This is a genomic window from Hymenobacter sp. 5317J-9 (assembly GCF_022921075.1).
In the GTDB taxonomy this organism is placed as follows: domain Bacteria; phylum Bacteroidota; class Bacteroidia; order Cytophagales; family Hymenobacteraceae; genus Hymenobacter.
The window spans coordinates 4,044,829-4,058,554 of record NZ_CP095050.1 but is presented as its reverse complement, the minus strand read 5'-3'; the positions used below and the strand labels follow the sequence as shown (position 1 = coordinate 4,058,554).

The window sequence follows — 13,726 nt, the reverse complement described above, 5'->3', positions numbered from 1 at the left end:
ATTTACTCACTTGCCGTATGGACATCTCCCGCAAAAAGCCCAGCTACCCGCTCACGCCGGCCCTGCGCGAGTACCTGCGCGACTACGACCGCGACGTGGACCTGCCCGTGGCCTACGCCGACCTGCGGCGCTTCAGCAATTCTTTTCCGCTGATAGACCGCGCTGGCAAGGATACGCTCTGGCAAACCATCTACTTTGAAGGTCCCGAGATGCAGGAGCTCAGCCGGGGCCTCACCGAGGTGTATGCGCAGCTGAAAACGGCCGGGGACTTGTCCTTCACGCAGCACCTCGTGGCCGACCGCATCGACTATTGCGAGTTCGGCAACTCGCGCCCGTTTCGGGTGCGCATCGTCAACCGCTTCAACGACAATTACGACTACTTCTACGTGAAGCAGGCAGACGCCTCGCGCCTCTACGGCCTGGAGCTGGAGCATCTGTTGTCGCCGAATTCCATCAACTTTCTGGTGAGCGGCGACACCCTGATTGAAGAGCACATCGTGGGCATTCCCGGCGACGACTTTATCAATCGGCATATGACGCAGCCCCACCTCAATCAGGTGCGCATCGCCAAGGAGTTTGTGAAGTTCAACGAGCGCTGCTTCGTGCGGCTGCTGGGCGACATGCGCGCCTATAACTACGTCATCGCCGTGACGCCCGACTTTGAGGACGAGCAGTACCGCGTGCGCGCCATCGACTTCGACCAGCAGAGCTACGAGGGCCGCCGCAGCATGTACCTGCCCCGCGCCTTCAAAGACAATGCGCCCGTGGTGGAAATGTGCGCCGCTTTGCTCAAGCCCGAAACCGTGCGCCAGTACCAAACCGAGGAGCGCGCCCTCATGGCCGGCCGCGCCCGCGCCGAGCGTCACCGCCTCAAGGCCCTGCTGGATGTGATGCGCGAGCACGACTTGGCCCCGGTCGAAAAAGTGGAGCAACTCAAAGCCGAACTCAACCGCTACCACCATACTGACGCTTTCGACGCCTGCGACTCGATGGGCGACCTTGTACGCCTGCATTTGTGGGTGATGCTGGGCCCTAGCGCCAAGCCGCCCGGCGGGTAAGAAAAACAAAAAGCCCGCTGGCCATTAGGTCAGCGGGCTTTTTGTTTGAGGCAGATGCCTTACACCACCGGCTTGGGCGCGGGCAGGTCAAACGCCGTGGCGTCGTGCTCGAAATGGCCTTTGTGCGAGCCATCGCAGAAAGGCTTCTGCTTGGAGAGCCCGCAGCGGCAGATGCTGATGCGCTGGCGGCCGCCGAGGCCGTAGGGGTTGCCCTGCGCGTCTACTAGTTCGATTTCTTCGCCCTCTACGCGGAGGGAGCCATTGGAAAGGACGGTAAGTTTGGTGGCCATGGGGTTGGGGTAAGTAAGAAAAGTTAAAGCGCCTTGCGCATGATGTAGTCGTTCATGAAATACGGCCCGATGGGCACGTCCACCTCGCGCTGGCGGGCAAAGCCGCGCCGCTCGTAGAAAGCAATGGCGGGGTTGTAGCGGTTCACGTTGAGGTCCAGAAACTGGCCGCCGGCGGCGCGGGCCGCGTTTTCCACCGCCTCGATGAGGTGCACGCCCAGGCCCTGGCCCTGGCGGGTGGGCAACACGTAAATCTTGTGCAGCTTGTAGCCGTTCTGGCCGTCTTCCTCGGCCGGCTGGGGGCTGAAGGAGGCAAAGCCGGCCGGCTCGCCGTCCACGTAGGCCAGCAGAAAGGAATGCTGCTGCTCGGTCATCTGCCGCTTCAGCGACGCCGAAGTGTAAATTACCCGGTACATGTACTCCAATTGCTCGCGCGAGATGATGAAGCGGTACGTAGGCTCCCAGGTAGCCTCCGCCAGGCCAATGATGGTGGGAATGTCCTGGAGCGTAGCGGGCTCGATGCGCGGCGGCGCGAGTTGGGCGTCAGAAGTCATAAGCAGCAAAACACGAAATTGCGGCGAAAAAACCGAAACCGGCCGCTGGTTTGATACGGTTGGCGCGCTCCTTGCGTTAAAAATACCGATTGCGACCATTCCTTTTTCGCTCCACCATGAAATCTGCCTCCTTCTTTTTGCTGTTTGTTGCCGGTCTGTCCTCTGCCGCGCAGGCCCAGAGCTCCACTCAGGACGAGCTGCTGAAGCGCGGCGAGCTCACCGGTTCGCGCCCCTCGGCCCGGGCCGCTGCCGGCCCCGCCGTGCGCCGCCAGCCCGCTTCCGACCCCGTGCAGCAACACTTTCTTAATTCCGACGTGAACCTGGCCCAGACCAGCGCCTACCAGCTGCCCGACCTCTACGAGCGGTTCATCGCCACCACTCGCGACGAGCGCCGCGGCTGGAACGCCCAGCAGTGGGAAGCCGCCGCGCAGGTCCTAGCCCGCCTCAACCAGCGCTACGAGCAGGTGCGCACCGACCTGCCCCTCGAAGAGCGTCTGCGCGTCCGCAGCTTCCAGGGCGAATTCCACGCCCTGCGCGGTGCCCGCAACGTGCAGGAGAAGCTGGACTAATCTGGCCGGGTCAGTTGGCCCGCCCGCTGCTCCACCAGCCAGGTCATGGCCGTTTCCAGGTCGTCGAACTGCTCGATGGCCAAGTGGGGCTTGAGCGCCGCAATGAACTCATGGCTGGCAAACTGGTTTTCGCGGTCGGGCGAAAACAGGTAGGCCATGGCCCGCACCCCGGCGCTCAGCGCCTGGGGCAGCCATTCGTAGAGCAACCAGGGCAGGGCGTCGCTCCAGTCGCCGCCCGTGTCGCTTTTGTCGTTAAGAATGAGCGAGTAGCGTAGTTGGTCGCGCCATTGCGCCCCTTGCTGCACCCCGCGGATGAGCTCGGCGCCCGTGAGCTGCCCGTGCCAGCGCACATACAGCAGCTCGTTCTCAGGGTAATAAAAATATTCGGCCAGGGGCGCGCCGTGGCCGTCCGTTAGGCTCAGCAGTTGGGTAGGGGCGGGGAAGTGCATGGCAGGAAATTACAACCATTTCACCAACAGTTCCAAATATATACGATGATGAATAGATAAGGTGATGTACAGCCCCGCTGCTACCTTTGGGGTTCTGCTTTTCTCTCGTCTTTTTCGTTTGTAGCGCATGCACATCGCCATCGTCGGCAACATCGGGGCTGGTAAAACCACGCTGGCCCACAAGCTGGCCCAGCATTTTCGCTGGGAAGTTTTTCTCGAAGACGTGGACGACAATCCTTACCTCAAGGATTTTTACCACGACATGCCCCGCTGGGCCTTCCATCTGCAGGTGTATTTCCTCAACGGCCGCTTCCGCCAAACCCAGCGCATCAAAGAGCTGCAGAAAGCCGGCCGCGGCATCATCCAAGACCGCACCATCTACGAAGACGCCCACATCTTCGCGGCCAACCTGCACGAGTCAGGCCTGCTCGAAACCCGCGACTACAACAACTACTACGCCCTATTCGAGTCGATGATTGACTTGGTGGCGCCGCCCGACCTGCTGCTTTACCTCCGCGCCGACCTGCCCAAGCTCGTGAGCCAGATTGAGAAGCGCGGCCGCGACTACGAAAACAGCATCAGCATCGAGTACCTCAAAAGCCTCAACGAGCACTACGAGAAGTGGATTAGCACCTACACCGCTGGCCGCTCCCTCATCGTGGACGTGAGCGAGCTCGACTACGTGCGCAACCCCGAAGACCTCGGCACCATCATCGACAAGATTAATACCACGCTGTTCGGCCTGTTTTAGCGGGCTGATTATGGAATAACAAAACCGTCATGCTGAGCGCAGCCGAAGCATCTCTACCGCAGAAGTAATCTGATTACTGCAGCACGCGAGATGCTTCGGCCGCGCTCAGCATGACGTTCTTTTTAGTCCATTCGGCACGTTATTGCCCGCCCGGCAGTGCTTCGTTGAAAAAATCCACCAGTGGCCGCGCTGCCGCAATGGCGGCTACCACCTCATCTACAAAGCCGGGCGCCAGCACCTCCGCATCGGTATAAAACCGGCCGGCGCCGAAGGATTTTAGCCGCAGCCACGCCACATCGGGGTCGGTGGCGGCGTAGCCGCGGGGCGGGCGGGTCAGCTGCGGCCCGGTGGTGTCCAGCCCGTCGGGAAAGTAGCGCAGCAGCTCCGGTGCCTGCCGCAGCCGGTGGAACGCCTCGCCGTTGTAATGAATTTCCTGCCGAATGGCCGCCAGCATCTCCGGGGTGGGATGGAAGGTGCCCGCCCCCAGCCAGCTCTTGCCCTCGGGCTGAATGGCCAAAAAATACCCCGCCCGCGGTGCGTGCCGCCCGCCTAGCTTGAGGCCGGCGCCCATGCGCCGTTTGTAGGGCTCGGGGTCGCGGTGGGCGCGGTCGTTTTTGTGGAGGCGAAACATGACGTCGCCGGTGGTGAGGTTGGCTAGGTCGGGGTCGGTGGCGGCCACGCGGGCCAGCACCTGCCGCACCAGTTCAGTGCAAGCCGCGCGGGCCCGCTGATATTCGGGGCGGTGGGCCGCCATCCAGGGCGTGTTGTTGTTGGCCGCCAGCTCGGCCATGAAGTGCAGCAAATAGTCCAGTTCCATGCAAAAGCCCGGCGTAGGGCCGGGCTTAGCACAACGCGACTGCCAACGCAGGAGTTGCAGCGGAATTTGTGGCAGCGTCTGCGCCAGCTATTTGCGGCTAAGCACCGTCAGGGCATCGCCTACGCGCAGGCGGCCGTGGCCCGGGCCGGTCACGTTCTGGCCGAACAAGGTGCTGTTTTCCGCCTGGCGGTAGGTAGCCAGCGTGCGCAGTGGGTCGCCCACCGGGCTCTTTTGGGCCGTGGCCTGGTCGATGGTCGTCAGCACGCACCGGCCGCAGCCCCGCACCGCCCGAAATGGCCATTCGCCGATTTGAAACTGCTCCCATAGGTCGTCCTCGTAGGCCGCGCCGCCGGCGAATACCAGGTTGGGGCGAAAGCGGTTCATGGGCACCGGCTCGGCCAGGCGTGTGTTCAAATCGGCCAGCGCGGCCTCGCCGGCTAGTAGAAACGGGTAGCCGTCAGCAAAGCTCACCAACTGCCCTTCGGGGTTGAGGTCAGGCTCCACGTCGCGGCGCACCATGTCCGACATGTACACCAGCCGGCAAGGGCGCCCCAAGGCTTCGGCAAACCACTCGTCGGCTTCCGGGGTGCCGCGCCAGGCCCACAAAATGTCGTCCCACACCGTCACAAACAGTGTCCGGTCGGGCGTGGCCTCAAACGGGATGAAGAGGGGCAGCAGTTCCGGCCGTTGCCGGTGCGAAATCAGAAAGCCGTTGTATGCGGGCGCCACGGCCAGCAGGGCCAACTCGGGCTGCTGCCGCTGCGTCATGAAACGGTTGCGCTCGTCCACCAGTAGCCAGCGGCGGTCGTGGCGCAGGCCGCGCGGGGTCACCTCGGCCTCCGCCACGGCATAGCCGCCGAGGGACTTGACAGGGTAGAGGTACAGGCTGGTGAGGGTGAGCGGTGCATACATACCACAAAAGTACCGGCTCTAAGTCATCCCCTGGTGCCGAAAACGGAGACTACTTCTTCATTCCACCACCAACAAGTCGGCTGCCCGCACAAAGGCCACCTTGCGCTGCCATTCCACCCGGTACCAGATGTCCTGGCGCCCCAGCACGGGCAGGCGGTCGCCGGTGGTGGCCGTGCTCAGCCAGGCCGCGCCGGGGCTGGGCCCCGCCATCAGGGCCACCCCCGGGCGGGCCACCAGCCCCGTAGGCACCGGCCGCAGCCACTGCAGGTAGGCAGCAAGCAGCGCCACGTAAGCCGCATAGCCTAGCCAGAACGTGCGGCCCGCCCGGCGCCACAGCAGCCACACGGCCCCCACAATGGCCCCGCCTAGCAGTGCTTGCAGTCCGGGGTAATAATAGCGGTGCACCTGCACGCGCAGCTCCTGCTGCCAGGTGGCCGGGTAGCCCACTAGACGGTGCTGCGCCGCCACGGCCGCCATTTGCCGCCACGTGCGCACCCGCGGCTGCCGGGCCTGCGCCATGGTCAGATAAAGCAGCGCAGCAGGATGATGGCCCAATTGCTGCTGCGCGTAAGCCAGTTTCAGCAATAGTTTCGGCGATACCTGCCGCTGCCGCCACACCTGGTGATGGTAGCCGGACGCCGCCGCCTCAAACTGGCCCGCGGCAAACAGCGAGTCGGCTTGGCGGAGGCTTATGGCCGGGCTGGTGGCCGAAGCGTGTAATTTTTTTTTTGCGGCCGGATTTGCACCCAATGCCCAGAGTGGCAGGAGGATTAAACCCATCAAAAGGGGCCGCCAAGCGAAAGAGAATACTTTTTTTTGAATCAAGGTTGTGTAGTTCGGGAGCTGGTAGTACTTTTGTGCCACCAAAGAAGGAAACGCCCTTCCAAGGTGCAAAGTACGATTCTGTAGCTCAGCTGGTAGAGCAGTACACTTTTAATGTACGGGTCCTGGGTTCGAATCCCAGCGGGATCACAGCAAAGTGCCGCATTCTGGAAACAGAATGGGGCACTTTCGTTTTCGGTCGGTCCAGTTGCAGCAAGTTTCAAAAGCGCATTTCCAACAACAAGGCAAACGAAAAAGCCCCGCAGAAACTTTCGCTGCAGGGCTTCTTAAGTATGGGAGCAACCGCGGCTACTTCAGCAGCTCATGCAGCACCGTTTGCATGGAAATGGTGCGGTTGCCGGCTTCCTGAATGATGAGTGAGCCGGGCGCGTCGAGCACGGCGTCGGACACTTCCACGTTGCGGCGCACGGGCAGGCAGTGTAGGAATTTGGCGCTATCCGTCAGGGCCATGTGCTCGGGGGTGAGCATCCAGGCGGGGTCGTTTTGCAGCACTTGGCCGTAGTCGCGGTAGCTGCTCCAGTTTTTGGCCTGCACGTAGTCGGCGCCTTCCAGCGCTTTCTTTTGGTCGTATTCGATGCGGGCGCCTTTGGTGAATTTGGGGTCCAACTCGTAGCCCTCGGGGTGGGTGATGACGAAATCGACCCAGTCGATTTCCGAAAACCAGTCGCAGAACGAATTGGGCACGCACTGGGGCAGGGCGCGCACATGCGGGGCCCAGGTGAGCACCACTTTCACCCGCTCCTTCTGCTTGGTTTCGGCCACGGTGATGAGGTCGGCGAAGCTTTGCAGTGGGTGCAGCGTGGCGCTTTCCAGGCTGATGACTGGCACGGTGGCGTATTGCAGAATCTTATTGAAGACGACTTCGCCATAGTCCTCGGCCTTGTCCTTGAGGGTGGGGAAGGTGCGCACGCCCAGCACGTCGCAGTACTGGCTCATCACCGCAATGGCGTCCTTGATGTGCTCCTGGGTGCCGCCGTTCATCACCGCGCCGTCGGCCATTTCCAGGGTCCAGGAGTCGGCGCCGGCGTTGAGTACCCAGGCTTGCGCGCCGAGGTTGTAGGCCGCCTTCACCGAACTGAGCCGGGTGCGCAGGCTGGGGTTGAAGAAGATGAGGCCAACGGTTTTGTTGCGCCCGATGTGCTGGTAGCCGTAGGGGTTGGACTTGATTTCAAGGGCTTGCTGCAACAGGGCTTTGTAGTCGCCCGCATCGGCGAAGGAGGTGAAGTTTTTCATAGGATGTGCAATAGCTTAAAGTCAGAACGCGGCTTACGAGAAAGGATGAATAATATCCTTATTTATTTCCGACGCTCGAATACTCTCCGTTAGACAAGCGAGCTACGCTGTCGATAACGCACCGGCCATTCTCGGGTTTAGTGTAAAGTAGAAAGCTGAATTTCTCGCCTTCGGGCAAAGATTCTGGTAGTTCGTAAATACCTCCGCGGACTTTTGTATTCGGGGCTCGATAAACTCGTAGGCCATCAATATCCGATGCGGCGTAAAGCTCCATCATCCAGAACACTTCGTCTGCCTCGAAGCCCTCTGGCTCACCGTCTTCCATGTTGGCGGCATCCAAGGCTTTGCCACGGCGAAGCAGAGATGCACGCTTTTCTTGCAAATAGCTTTTTGAGAAGTAGCCAGACTTCCCAAGCATTGCCAAATAGCTGTCGACGCTGCGCCAATCCATTTGATAATACTTCGTTGAGCTTCTTTGGTCGGGCGTTGTCTGTGCCGCTACGGCTGAATCTGTTTCTGGGGTGATGGGAATTTTGAATTGCACACTTGAGCCTTTAGGGTGTGGCCTCTCAACATCTGCAAGGTCCAGGTACCACCGCAGAAACCCTTTCATTCGTTCACCACAGGCATCCAGATGCGTTGAGACCGGTGCAACTGCTGCCACGGAATCTGGAGCAACGGCCTGCTTTGGTGAGGTGGCAACCGTTTGCTGCGAGGGCTTGTCCGAACCGCAAGCAAGCAAATAAATGCTGAGTAGGGCTAATAGGGTCGAATTAAAAAGCCGCATTGAATTGAGTGCCAAAGATTGGTTGCTAACAAACGAAAAAACGTCATACTAAACTGCAACGAAGTGGGAGGGATGCTTCGGCTGCGCTCAGCATGACGTTCTTTTCCGCTTATTCGGCTAGTTACATCGCCTTATACTCGTTCCAGCTCTTAATCTTCAAATCCTTCATCTCCAGTGTGCAGAAGGCTTGAATAAATGCCTTCGCCAGCCGCGCATTGGTCAACAAACCGACGCCGAAATCCACGGCCGTGCGGCGGATTTTGTAGTCATTATCCAGCTCGCCTTTCGACAGGTTTTTGGGGATGTTAATGACCAGGTCGATTTTCTTTTCCTTCAGATACGTCAGCACATTGGGCTCCTGCAGTTCATTGGGCCAGAAGAGGAGGCTGCTGGGGATGCCGTTTTCGGCGAAGAAGCGGTGCGTGCCTTGGGTGGCGTACACGGTGTAGCCCTTTTTGATGAGCAGCGCGGCGGGCGCGAGCAGCGCCACTTTGGAGATGATGGGGCCGCCGGAAATCAGCACCGATTTCTGCGGGATTTTGTAGCCCACGCTCAGCATCGATTTCAGCAGGGCTTCCTCGGCGGTGTCGCCCAGGCAGCCGACTTCGCCGGTACTTACCATGTCGACGCGCAGCACCGGGTCGGCACCAGGCAGGCGGGTGAACGAGAATTGCGGGGCCTTCACGCCCACGAAGGGCAGGTCGTAGACCCGCTCGCTTTCGTCACGGTCTACGTGTTTGCCGAGCAGTACTTGGGTGGCCTTTTTAATAAGGTTGTTGCCCGAGATTTTCGACACGAACGGGTAGCTGCGCGAGGCCCGGATGTTGCACTCAATCACGCGGATTTCGCCGTTTTTTTCCAGAAACTGGATGTTGAACGGGCCGCTGATTTCGTAGCGCTTGGCAATCTTTTCGGCGATAATTTTCAGCTTGCGGATGGTGCCCACGTACACCCGTTGGGGCGGGTAGTACATGGTGGCGTCGCCGGAATGGACGCCGGCGAACTCCACGTGCTCGGAAATGGCGTAGCTCACGATGTCGCCGTGGTCGGCCACCGCATCCAGCTCAATCTCCTTGGCTTCCTGGATGAATTCGGACACCACCACCGGGTATTCGGCGCTGACATCGGCGGCCGTTTTCAGAAATTCTTCCAGCTCGAAGTTGTTGGAAACCACGTTCATGGCCGCGCCCGACAGCACGTAGCTCGGCCGGATGAGCACCGGGAAACCGACTTCGCGCACGAATTCCTGCATGGCTTCCAGCGAGGTCAGCTCCTTCCAGCGCGGCTGGGCAATGCCCAACTCGTCCATGATGCTGCTGAACTTGTGGCGGTTCTCAGCCTCGTCGATGCGGGCCGGCGCGGTGCCTAGGATGGGCGCGTTGGCATCGGCCAAGCGGGTAGCGAGGTTGTTGGGAATCTGGCCGCCGGTGCTCAGAATCACGCCGCCGGGCTGCTCAAAATCCAGGATGTCCATCACCCGCTCGAAGCTCAGCTCCTCGAAATACAGCCGGTCCGAGACGTCGTAGTCGGTCGAAACCGTTTCGGGGTTGTAGTTGATAATGATGGTTTTGTAGCCCTCGGCGGCGGCCGTTTGCACAGCCTGCACGCCGCACCAGTCAAACTCCACCGATGAGCCGATGCGGTACACGCCTGAGCCCAGCACCACCACCGACTGCGCGGTTTCGCGCGTCAGGTCGTTTTCGGTGCCGTGGTAGGTGGTGTAGAGGTAGTTGGTTTTAGCCGGGAATTCGGCCGCCAGCGTGTCAATCTGCTTCACCACGGGCAGCACGCCCAAGGCCTTGCGGCGGGCGCGCACCAGCAGCTCGTCGGCTTTTGTGCCGTGCGTGGCGTCGCCTTCGCCCAGCAGCTTCACGGCAATCTGCTGGTCGGAGAAACCGGCTTTTTTTGCGTCGCGCAGCAGCTTGGTTTCCAGCCCGTCGAGGCCCGCGCTGCGGCCGGCGGCCAGCTGGTTGCTCAACTCGAAAATGCCGTAGAGGCGCTGCAAAAACCAGTGGTCAATTTTGGTCAGTTCGTGCACCTGCTCCAGCGTGTAGCCAGCTTCAAAGGCGCTGTTGATGGCGAAGATGCGCTCCTCATTGGGCTCGCTCAGGAGCTGGTCGATGGCGGTGTTATCCAGCTCATCCTCGGGCCGGTTGGCCACGAAGCCGCGCTTGCCGGTATCCAGCATCCGCAGGCCTTTTTGGATGGCTTCCTCGAAGGATTTGCCGATGGCCATGACTTCGCCCACGCTCTTCATGGCGCTGCCAATCTGACGGTTAACGCCCGCGAATTTGCCCAAATCCCAGCGCGGCAGCTTCACCACCACGTAGTCGAGCGCCGGCTCGAAGAAGGCCGAAGTGGTTTGCGTCACGCTGTTTTTCAGCTCGGCCAGCGAGTAGCCCAGGCTCAGCTTGGCGGCCACGAAGGCCAGCGGGTAGCCCGTGGCCTTGGAAGCCAGCGCCGAGGAGCGCGACAGGCGCGCGTTCACCTCAATCACGCGGTAATCCTCGGAAACGGGGTCCAGCGCGTACTGAATGTTGCACTCGCCCACGATGCCCAGGTGGCGAATGGTCTTGATGCCGATGCTGCGCAGCTTGTGGTACTCGCGGTTGCTCAAGGTCTGCGACGGGGCTACCACGATGCTCTCGCCGGTGTGGATGCCGATGGGGTCGAAGTTCTCCATGTTGCAGACCGTGATGCAGTTATCATAGGCATCGCGCACCACTTCGTACTCCACTTCCTTCCAGCCCTTCAGCGATTCTTCCACCAGAATCTGGTCGGAAGTGGTGAAGGATTTTTGGGCCAGCGCCCGCAGCTCGTCCATGTTGTTGGCGAAGCCGCTGCCCAGCCCGCCCAGCGCAAACGCCGCCCGCACGATGATGGGAAAACCGATTTTCTCGGCCGCCGCCAGCGCATCGTCCATCGTCGTCACGGCCACGCTGCGGGCCGAGAGCACGCCAATCTGCTCCAGCTTCTCCTTGAAGATGTCCCGGTCCTCGGTGTCGATGATGCTCTGCACGGGCGTGCCCAGCACCTTCACGTTATACTTCTCGAACACGCCGGCGCGGTACAGGGCCACGGCGCAGTTCAGCGCCGTCTGGCCGCCAAAGGCCACCAGAATGCCATCGGGCTGCTCCTTTTTGATGACTTCCTCCACGAAGTAGGGCGTCACGGGCAGGAAGTACACGTCGTCGGCAATGTTGTCCGACGTCTGCACGGTGGCAATGTTGGGGTTGATGAGGATGGTGCGGATGCCTTCCTCCTTCAGCGCCTTGAGGGCCTGTGAGCCGGAATAATCGAACTCCCCGGCCTCGCCAATTTTCAGCGCGCCGGAACCAAGGATGAGAACTTTGTTGGGTTTGTTCATTCTAAGGGTTGGGTAACAGACCGGTTGGAAAGGGTCGTGTTAAAAAAGAACGTCATGCAGAGCGCAGCGAAGCATCTTGCCCGCTTCGTTGCAGGAGAAAATTATTGTTAAGCCAAGGTCAATTTAATTGACTTGTTGCTGCTCAGAATTTCTTTAAGTAACTCAAATAAGGTTTGACTTTCGCCGCACTTGAGCTTTTCTATTTCCTCCAATATCCGGCGTTGTGGCAACAGTATTTCCTGTTCAATTTGTGCTGTTGTTCATTGCTGATATGGCCGGGAGTTAAGAGCATATATGCCTTCTTGCCTGAATCTAATGGTTTTAGCAAAACCAAGTTTCTCAGCAGATGAGTGGGAATTATTCCATACAATTTTGCTCACATCGAAATTAGGATTTTCTGTGTAATTGAAATTGCACATAACGATTTCATCAAGTGAATTCAGATTTCAACCCCAAGGACATTCGCCCACTAAAAGGTATTTCTCAATCTGGTTGAAGAAGCCGTCAAGGTTGGTTATTAAAGCACCGTCAAGAATAATTTTCATGATATCATATTTTTGACGAGTATTTTATCATGCAATGATTTGCAACGAAGCGGGCAAGATGCTTCGCTGCGCTCTGCATGACGTTCTGGTTTTGTCGTTCTGCTATTTGCTAGCCTTATACTCCACCACCGCTTTCAAGAAATCATCAAACAGAAACTCCGTATCCTGCGGGCCGCCGGCGGCTTCGGGGTGAAACTGGGTGGAGAAGAAGGGCTTGGTTTTGTGCTTGATGCCTTCGCAGGTGCCATCGTTCAGGTTCTCGAACAGCATGTCCCACTCGGCTGGTAATGTTTCGGTATCGACTGCGAAGCCATGGTTTTGGCTGGTGATGTAGCAGTGCTGGGTGCCGGTGAGCTTCACGGGCTGGTTGTGGCTGCGGTGGCCGTATTTCAGCTTGAAGGTGTCGCCGCCCGCAGCCAGGCCCATGAGCTGGCTGCCCAGGCAGATGCCGAAAATCGGCTTGTCCTGTTGCAGGGCTTTTTGGAGGTTTTGGATGGTGGCTTCGCACATTTTGGGGTCGCCGGGGCCGTTGCTCAGGAACAGGCCGTCGTAGGCAAGGGTCGTGAAATCGTAGTCCCAGGGCACCCGAATCAGCTCCACGTCGCGCTCCAGGAAGCAGCGGATGATGTTGGTTTTGGTACCGCAGTCCACGAGCACGATTTTGTGCTGGCCGTGGCCGTAGTGCTGCACGCCGGCCGGACTCACCTGCGCCACCAGGTTGTCGAGGTTGGGGTCGTGCAGGGGCACGTCGGTCTCGGCCACGATTTTGCCCAGCATGGCGCCTTTCTCGCGCAGCTTCTTGGTGAGCATGCGGGTATCGACGCCGAAGATGCCGGGGATGTTGTACTCCTTCAGCCAGTCGCCCAGGCTTTTGGCGGCGGCCCAGTGGCTGTGCTCCTCGGAGTAGTAGTTCACCACCAGTCCGGCAATGTGGATTTTGTCGGACTCGAAAATCTTCGAAATCGACTCGTACAACTCTTCGCCGGGCACGCCATAGTTACCCACCATGGGGTAGGTGAGCACCAGAATCTGGCCGGCGAAGGATGGGTCGGTGAGGTTTTCGGGGTAGCCGGTCATGGCCGTGCTGAATACCACTTCGCCCGCGGCCGAGGTGAATGCGCCGAAGGAAGTGCCCTCGATTTCGGTGCCGTCTTCGAGGATGAGTTTTACGGTTTGGGACATTTATAGGGAGGGAATGTAGAGACGCGATACTTCGCGTCTCAATCGTTGCTAACGTTGTCGAGGTTGGATGTGGGGCGGGCCGTTCAACGAAGAGACGTGAAGTGTCGCGTCTTTATATCGTGCTCGTAGGGCATTCCGCGGCTTTTGCCACTGCCCGGATACAATTTCGGCTGGAACAGGACCATAAATCAGGGGTCTGTTCCAGCCGAAGTGGGTTGTGAGCCAAACGGGAGCGAAAGCGGGTAAATCAATCAACTCCACGCCTTGCCGCTTCCAGATGTCAGGCATCGGGAAATCGGGTGGGCACAACTGCGGACTGGAAAAAGGGGAGGCCGCTCTTTCGTGGAAAGAGCCGGCCGACGGCTGCGCAAC

General features: G+C 59.5%; 13 protein-coding genes and 1 tRNA gene. 4 read left to right on the top strand and 10 right to left on the bottom strand.

Annotated features, from left to right (window positions below; translation table 11 throughout):
* The first annotated feature begins 17 nt into the window (after nucleotides 1-17).
* Nucleotides 18-1,058, top strand: a complete 1,041-nt coding sequence (locus MUN81_RS17045; RefSeq protein WP_245112576.1) for a hypothetical protein — start codon at nucleotides 18-20, stop codon at nucleotides 1,056-1,058.
* A gap of 59 nt (nucleotides 1,059-1,117) precedes the next feature.
* On the opposite strand, the gene MUN81_RS17040 is transcribed toward MUN81_RS17045, so the two are convergent.
* Together MUN81_RS17040 and MUN81_RS17035 are read right to left on the bottom strand one after the other, a co-directional pair.
* Nucleotides 1,118-1,348: a CDGSH iron-sulfur domain-containing protein gene (locus MUN81_RS17040; RefSeq protein WP_245112568.1), complete on the bottom strand. Its 231-nt coding sequence runs from the start codon at nucleotides 1,346-1,348 to the stop codon at nucleotides 1,118-1,120.
* A gap of 23 nt (nucleotides 1,349-1,371) precedes the next feature.
* Nucleotides 1,372-1,899, bottom strand: coding sequence for a GNAT family N-acetyltransferase (locus MUN81_RS17035; RefSeq protein ID WP_245112566.1), 528 nt, complete (start codon nucleotides 1,897-1,899; stop codon nucleotides 1,372-1,374).
* A gap of 116 nt (nucleotides 1,900-2,015) precedes the next feature.
* On the opposite strand from MUN81_RS17035, the gene MUN81_RS17030 reads away from it, so the two are divergent.
* The gene (locus tag MUN81_RS17030) at nucleotides 2,016-2,468 is read left to right on the top strand and encodes a hypothetical protein (RefSeq protein WP_245112564.1); all 453 of its coding nucleotides are present in this window, start codon (nucleotides 2,016-2,018) and stop codon (nucleotides 2,466-2,468) included.
* On the opposite strand, the gene MUN81_RS17025 is transcribed toward MUN81_RS17030, so the two are convergent.
* Nucleotides 2,465-2,917 carry a hypothetical protein gene (locus MUN81_RS17025; protein WP_245112563.1) on the bottom strand — a complete coding sequence of 151 codons (453 nt, stop codon included), beginning with the start codon at nucleotides 2,915-2,917 and terminating at the stop codon, nucleotides 2,465-2,467. The two genes, MUN81_RS17030 and MUN81_RS17025, sit on opposite strands and share 4 nt — an antisense overlap.
* Nucleotides 2,918-3,044: 127 nt before the next feature.
* Between MUN81_RS17025 and MUN81_RS17020 the strand changes: the two genes are divergently transcribed.
* Nucleotides 3,045-3,668: a deoxynucleoside kinase gene (locus MUN81_RS17020; RefSeq protein ID WP_198975860.1), complete on the top strand. Its 624-nt coding sequence runs from the start codon at nucleotides 3,045-3,047 to the stop codon at nucleotides 3,666-3,668.
* A gap of 139 nt (nucleotides 3,669-3,807) precedes the next feature.
* Here the strand turns inward: MUN81_RS17020 and MUN81_RS17015 are convergent, their stop codons facing one another.
* The 3 genes from MUN81_RS17015 to MUN81_RS17005 all read right to left on the bottom strand — a co-directional run bounded on the left by MUN81_RS17015 (nucleotide 3,808) and on the right by MUN81_RS17005 (nucleotide 6,177).
* The gene (locus MUN81_RS17015; RefSeq protein WP_245112561.1) at nucleotides 3,808-4,485 is read right to left on the bottom strand and encodes a DUF2461 domain-containing protein; all 678 of its coding nucleotides are present in this window, start codon (nucleotides 4,483-4,485) and stop codon (nucleotides 3,808-3,810) included.
* 87 nt (nucleotides 4,486-4,572) lie between these two features.
* Nucleotides 4,573-5,397, bottom strand: coding sequence for an MOSC N-terminal beta barrel domain-containing protein (locus MUN81_RS17010; RefSeq protein WP_245112559.1), 825 nt, complete (start codon nucleotides 5,395-5,397; stop codon nucleotides 4,573-4,575).
* 57 nt (nucleotides 5,398-5,454) lie between these two features.
* On the bottom strand, nucleotides 5,455-6,177 hold the full coding sequence (locus MUN81_RS17005) for a hypothetical protein (RefSeq protein ID WP_245112558.1): 723 nt from the start codon (nucleotides 6,175-6,177) through the stop codon (nucleotides 5,455-5,457).
* Between the two features lie 119 nt (nucleotides 6,178-6,296).
* On the opposite strand from MUN81_RS17005, the gene MUN81_RS17000 reads away from it, so the two are divergent.
* Nucleotides 6,297-6,369, top strand: a tRNA-Lys gene (locus MUN81_RS17000).
* 159 nt (nucleotides 6,370-6,528) lie between these two features.
* Here the strand turns inward: MUN81_RS17000 and MUN81_RS16995 are convergent.
* The 4 genes from MUN81_RS16995 to carA all read right to left on the bottom strand — a co-directional run bounded on the left by MUN81_RS16995 (nucleotide 6,529) and on the right by carA (nucleotide 13,354).
* On the bottom strand, nucleotides 6,529-7,473 hold the full coding sequence (locus MUN81_RS16995) for an acetylornithine carbamoyltransferase (protein ID WP_245112556.1): 945 nt from the start codon (nucleotides 7,471-7,473) through the stop codon (nucleotides 6,529-6,531).
* A 58-nt stretch (nucleotides 7,474-7,531) separates the two neighbouring features.
* Nucleotides 7,532-8,275, bottom strand: coding sequence for a hypothetical protein (locus tag MUN81_RS16990; RefSeq protein ID WP_245112554.1), 744 nt, complete (start codon nucleotides 8,273-8,275; stop codon nucleotides 7,532-7,534).
* A 106-nt stretch (nucleotides 8,276-8,381) separates the two neighbouring features.
* Nucleotides 8,382-11,627 (bottom strand): carbamoyl-phosphate synthase (glutamine-hydrolyzing) large subunit, encoded by a 3,246-nt coding sequence (gene carB / locus MUN81_RS16985; RefSeq protein ID WP_245112552.1) that lies wholly within the window; start codon nucleotides 11,625-11,627, stop codon nucleotides 8,382-8,384.
* Nucleotides 11,628-12,274: 647 nt separating this feature from the next.
* Nucleotides 12,275-13,354, bottom strand: coding sequence for a glutamine-hydrolyzing carbamoyl-phosphate synthase small subunit (gene carA, locus MUN81_RS16980; protein ID WP_245112550.1), 1,080 nt, complete (start codon nucleotides 13,352-13,354; stop codon nucleotides 12,275-12,277).
* Nucleotides 13,355-13,726: the final 372 nt, after the last annotated feature.

Excerpts from the sequence above, each read along its gene's own strand:
- MUN81_RS17045 (WP_245112576.1), top strand. The coding sequence starts at position 18 with ATGGACATCTCCCGCAAAAAGCCCAGCTACCCGCTCACGCCGGCCCTG.
- MUN81_RS17040 (WP_245112568.1), bottom strand. The coding sequence starts at position 1,348 with ATGGCCACCAAACTTACCGTCCTTTCCAATGGCTCCCTCCGCGTAGAG.
- MUN81_RS17035 (WP_245112566.1), bottom strand. The coding sequence starts at position 1,899 with ATGACTTCTGACGCCCAACTCGCGCCGCCGCGCATCGAGCCCGCTACG.
- MUN81_RS17030 (WP_245112564.1), top strand. The coding sequence starts at position 2,016 with ATGAAATCTGCCTCCTTCTTTTTGCTGTTTGTTGCCGGTCTGTCCTCT.
- MUN81_RS17025 (WP_245112563.1), bottom strand. The coding sequence starts at position 2,917 with ATGCACTTCCCCGCCCCTACCCAACTGCTGAGCCTAACGGACGGCCAC.
- MUN81_RS17020 (WP_198975860.1), top strand. The coding sequence starts at position 3,045 with ATGCACATCGCCATCGTCGGCAACATCGGGGCTGGTAAAACCACGCTG.
- MUN81_RS17015 (WP_245112561.1), bottom strand. The coding sequence starts at position 4,485 with ATGGAACTGGACTATTTGCTGCACTTCATGGCCGAGCTGGCGGCCAAC.
- MUN81_RS17010 (WP_245112559.1), bottom strand. The coding sequence starts at position 5,397 with ATGTATGCACCGCTCACCCTCACCAGCCTGTACCTCTACCCTGTCAAG.
- MUN81_RS17005 (WP_245112558.1), bottom strand. The coding sequence starts at position 6,177 with ATGGGTTTAATCCTCCTGCCACTCTGGGCATTGGGTGCAAATCCGGCC.
- MUN81_RS16995 (WP_245112556.1), bottom strand. The coding sequence starts at position 7,473 with ATGAAAAACTTCACCTCCTTCGCCGATGCGGGCGACTACAAAGCCCTG.
- carB (WP_245112552.1), bottom strand. The coding sequence starts at position 11,627 with ATGAACAAACCCAACAAAGTTCTCATCCTTGGTTCCGGCGCGCTGAAA.
- carA (WP_245112550.1), bottom strand. The coding sequence starts at position 13,354 with ATGTCCCAAACCGTAAAACTCATCCTCGAAGACGGCACCGAAATCGAG.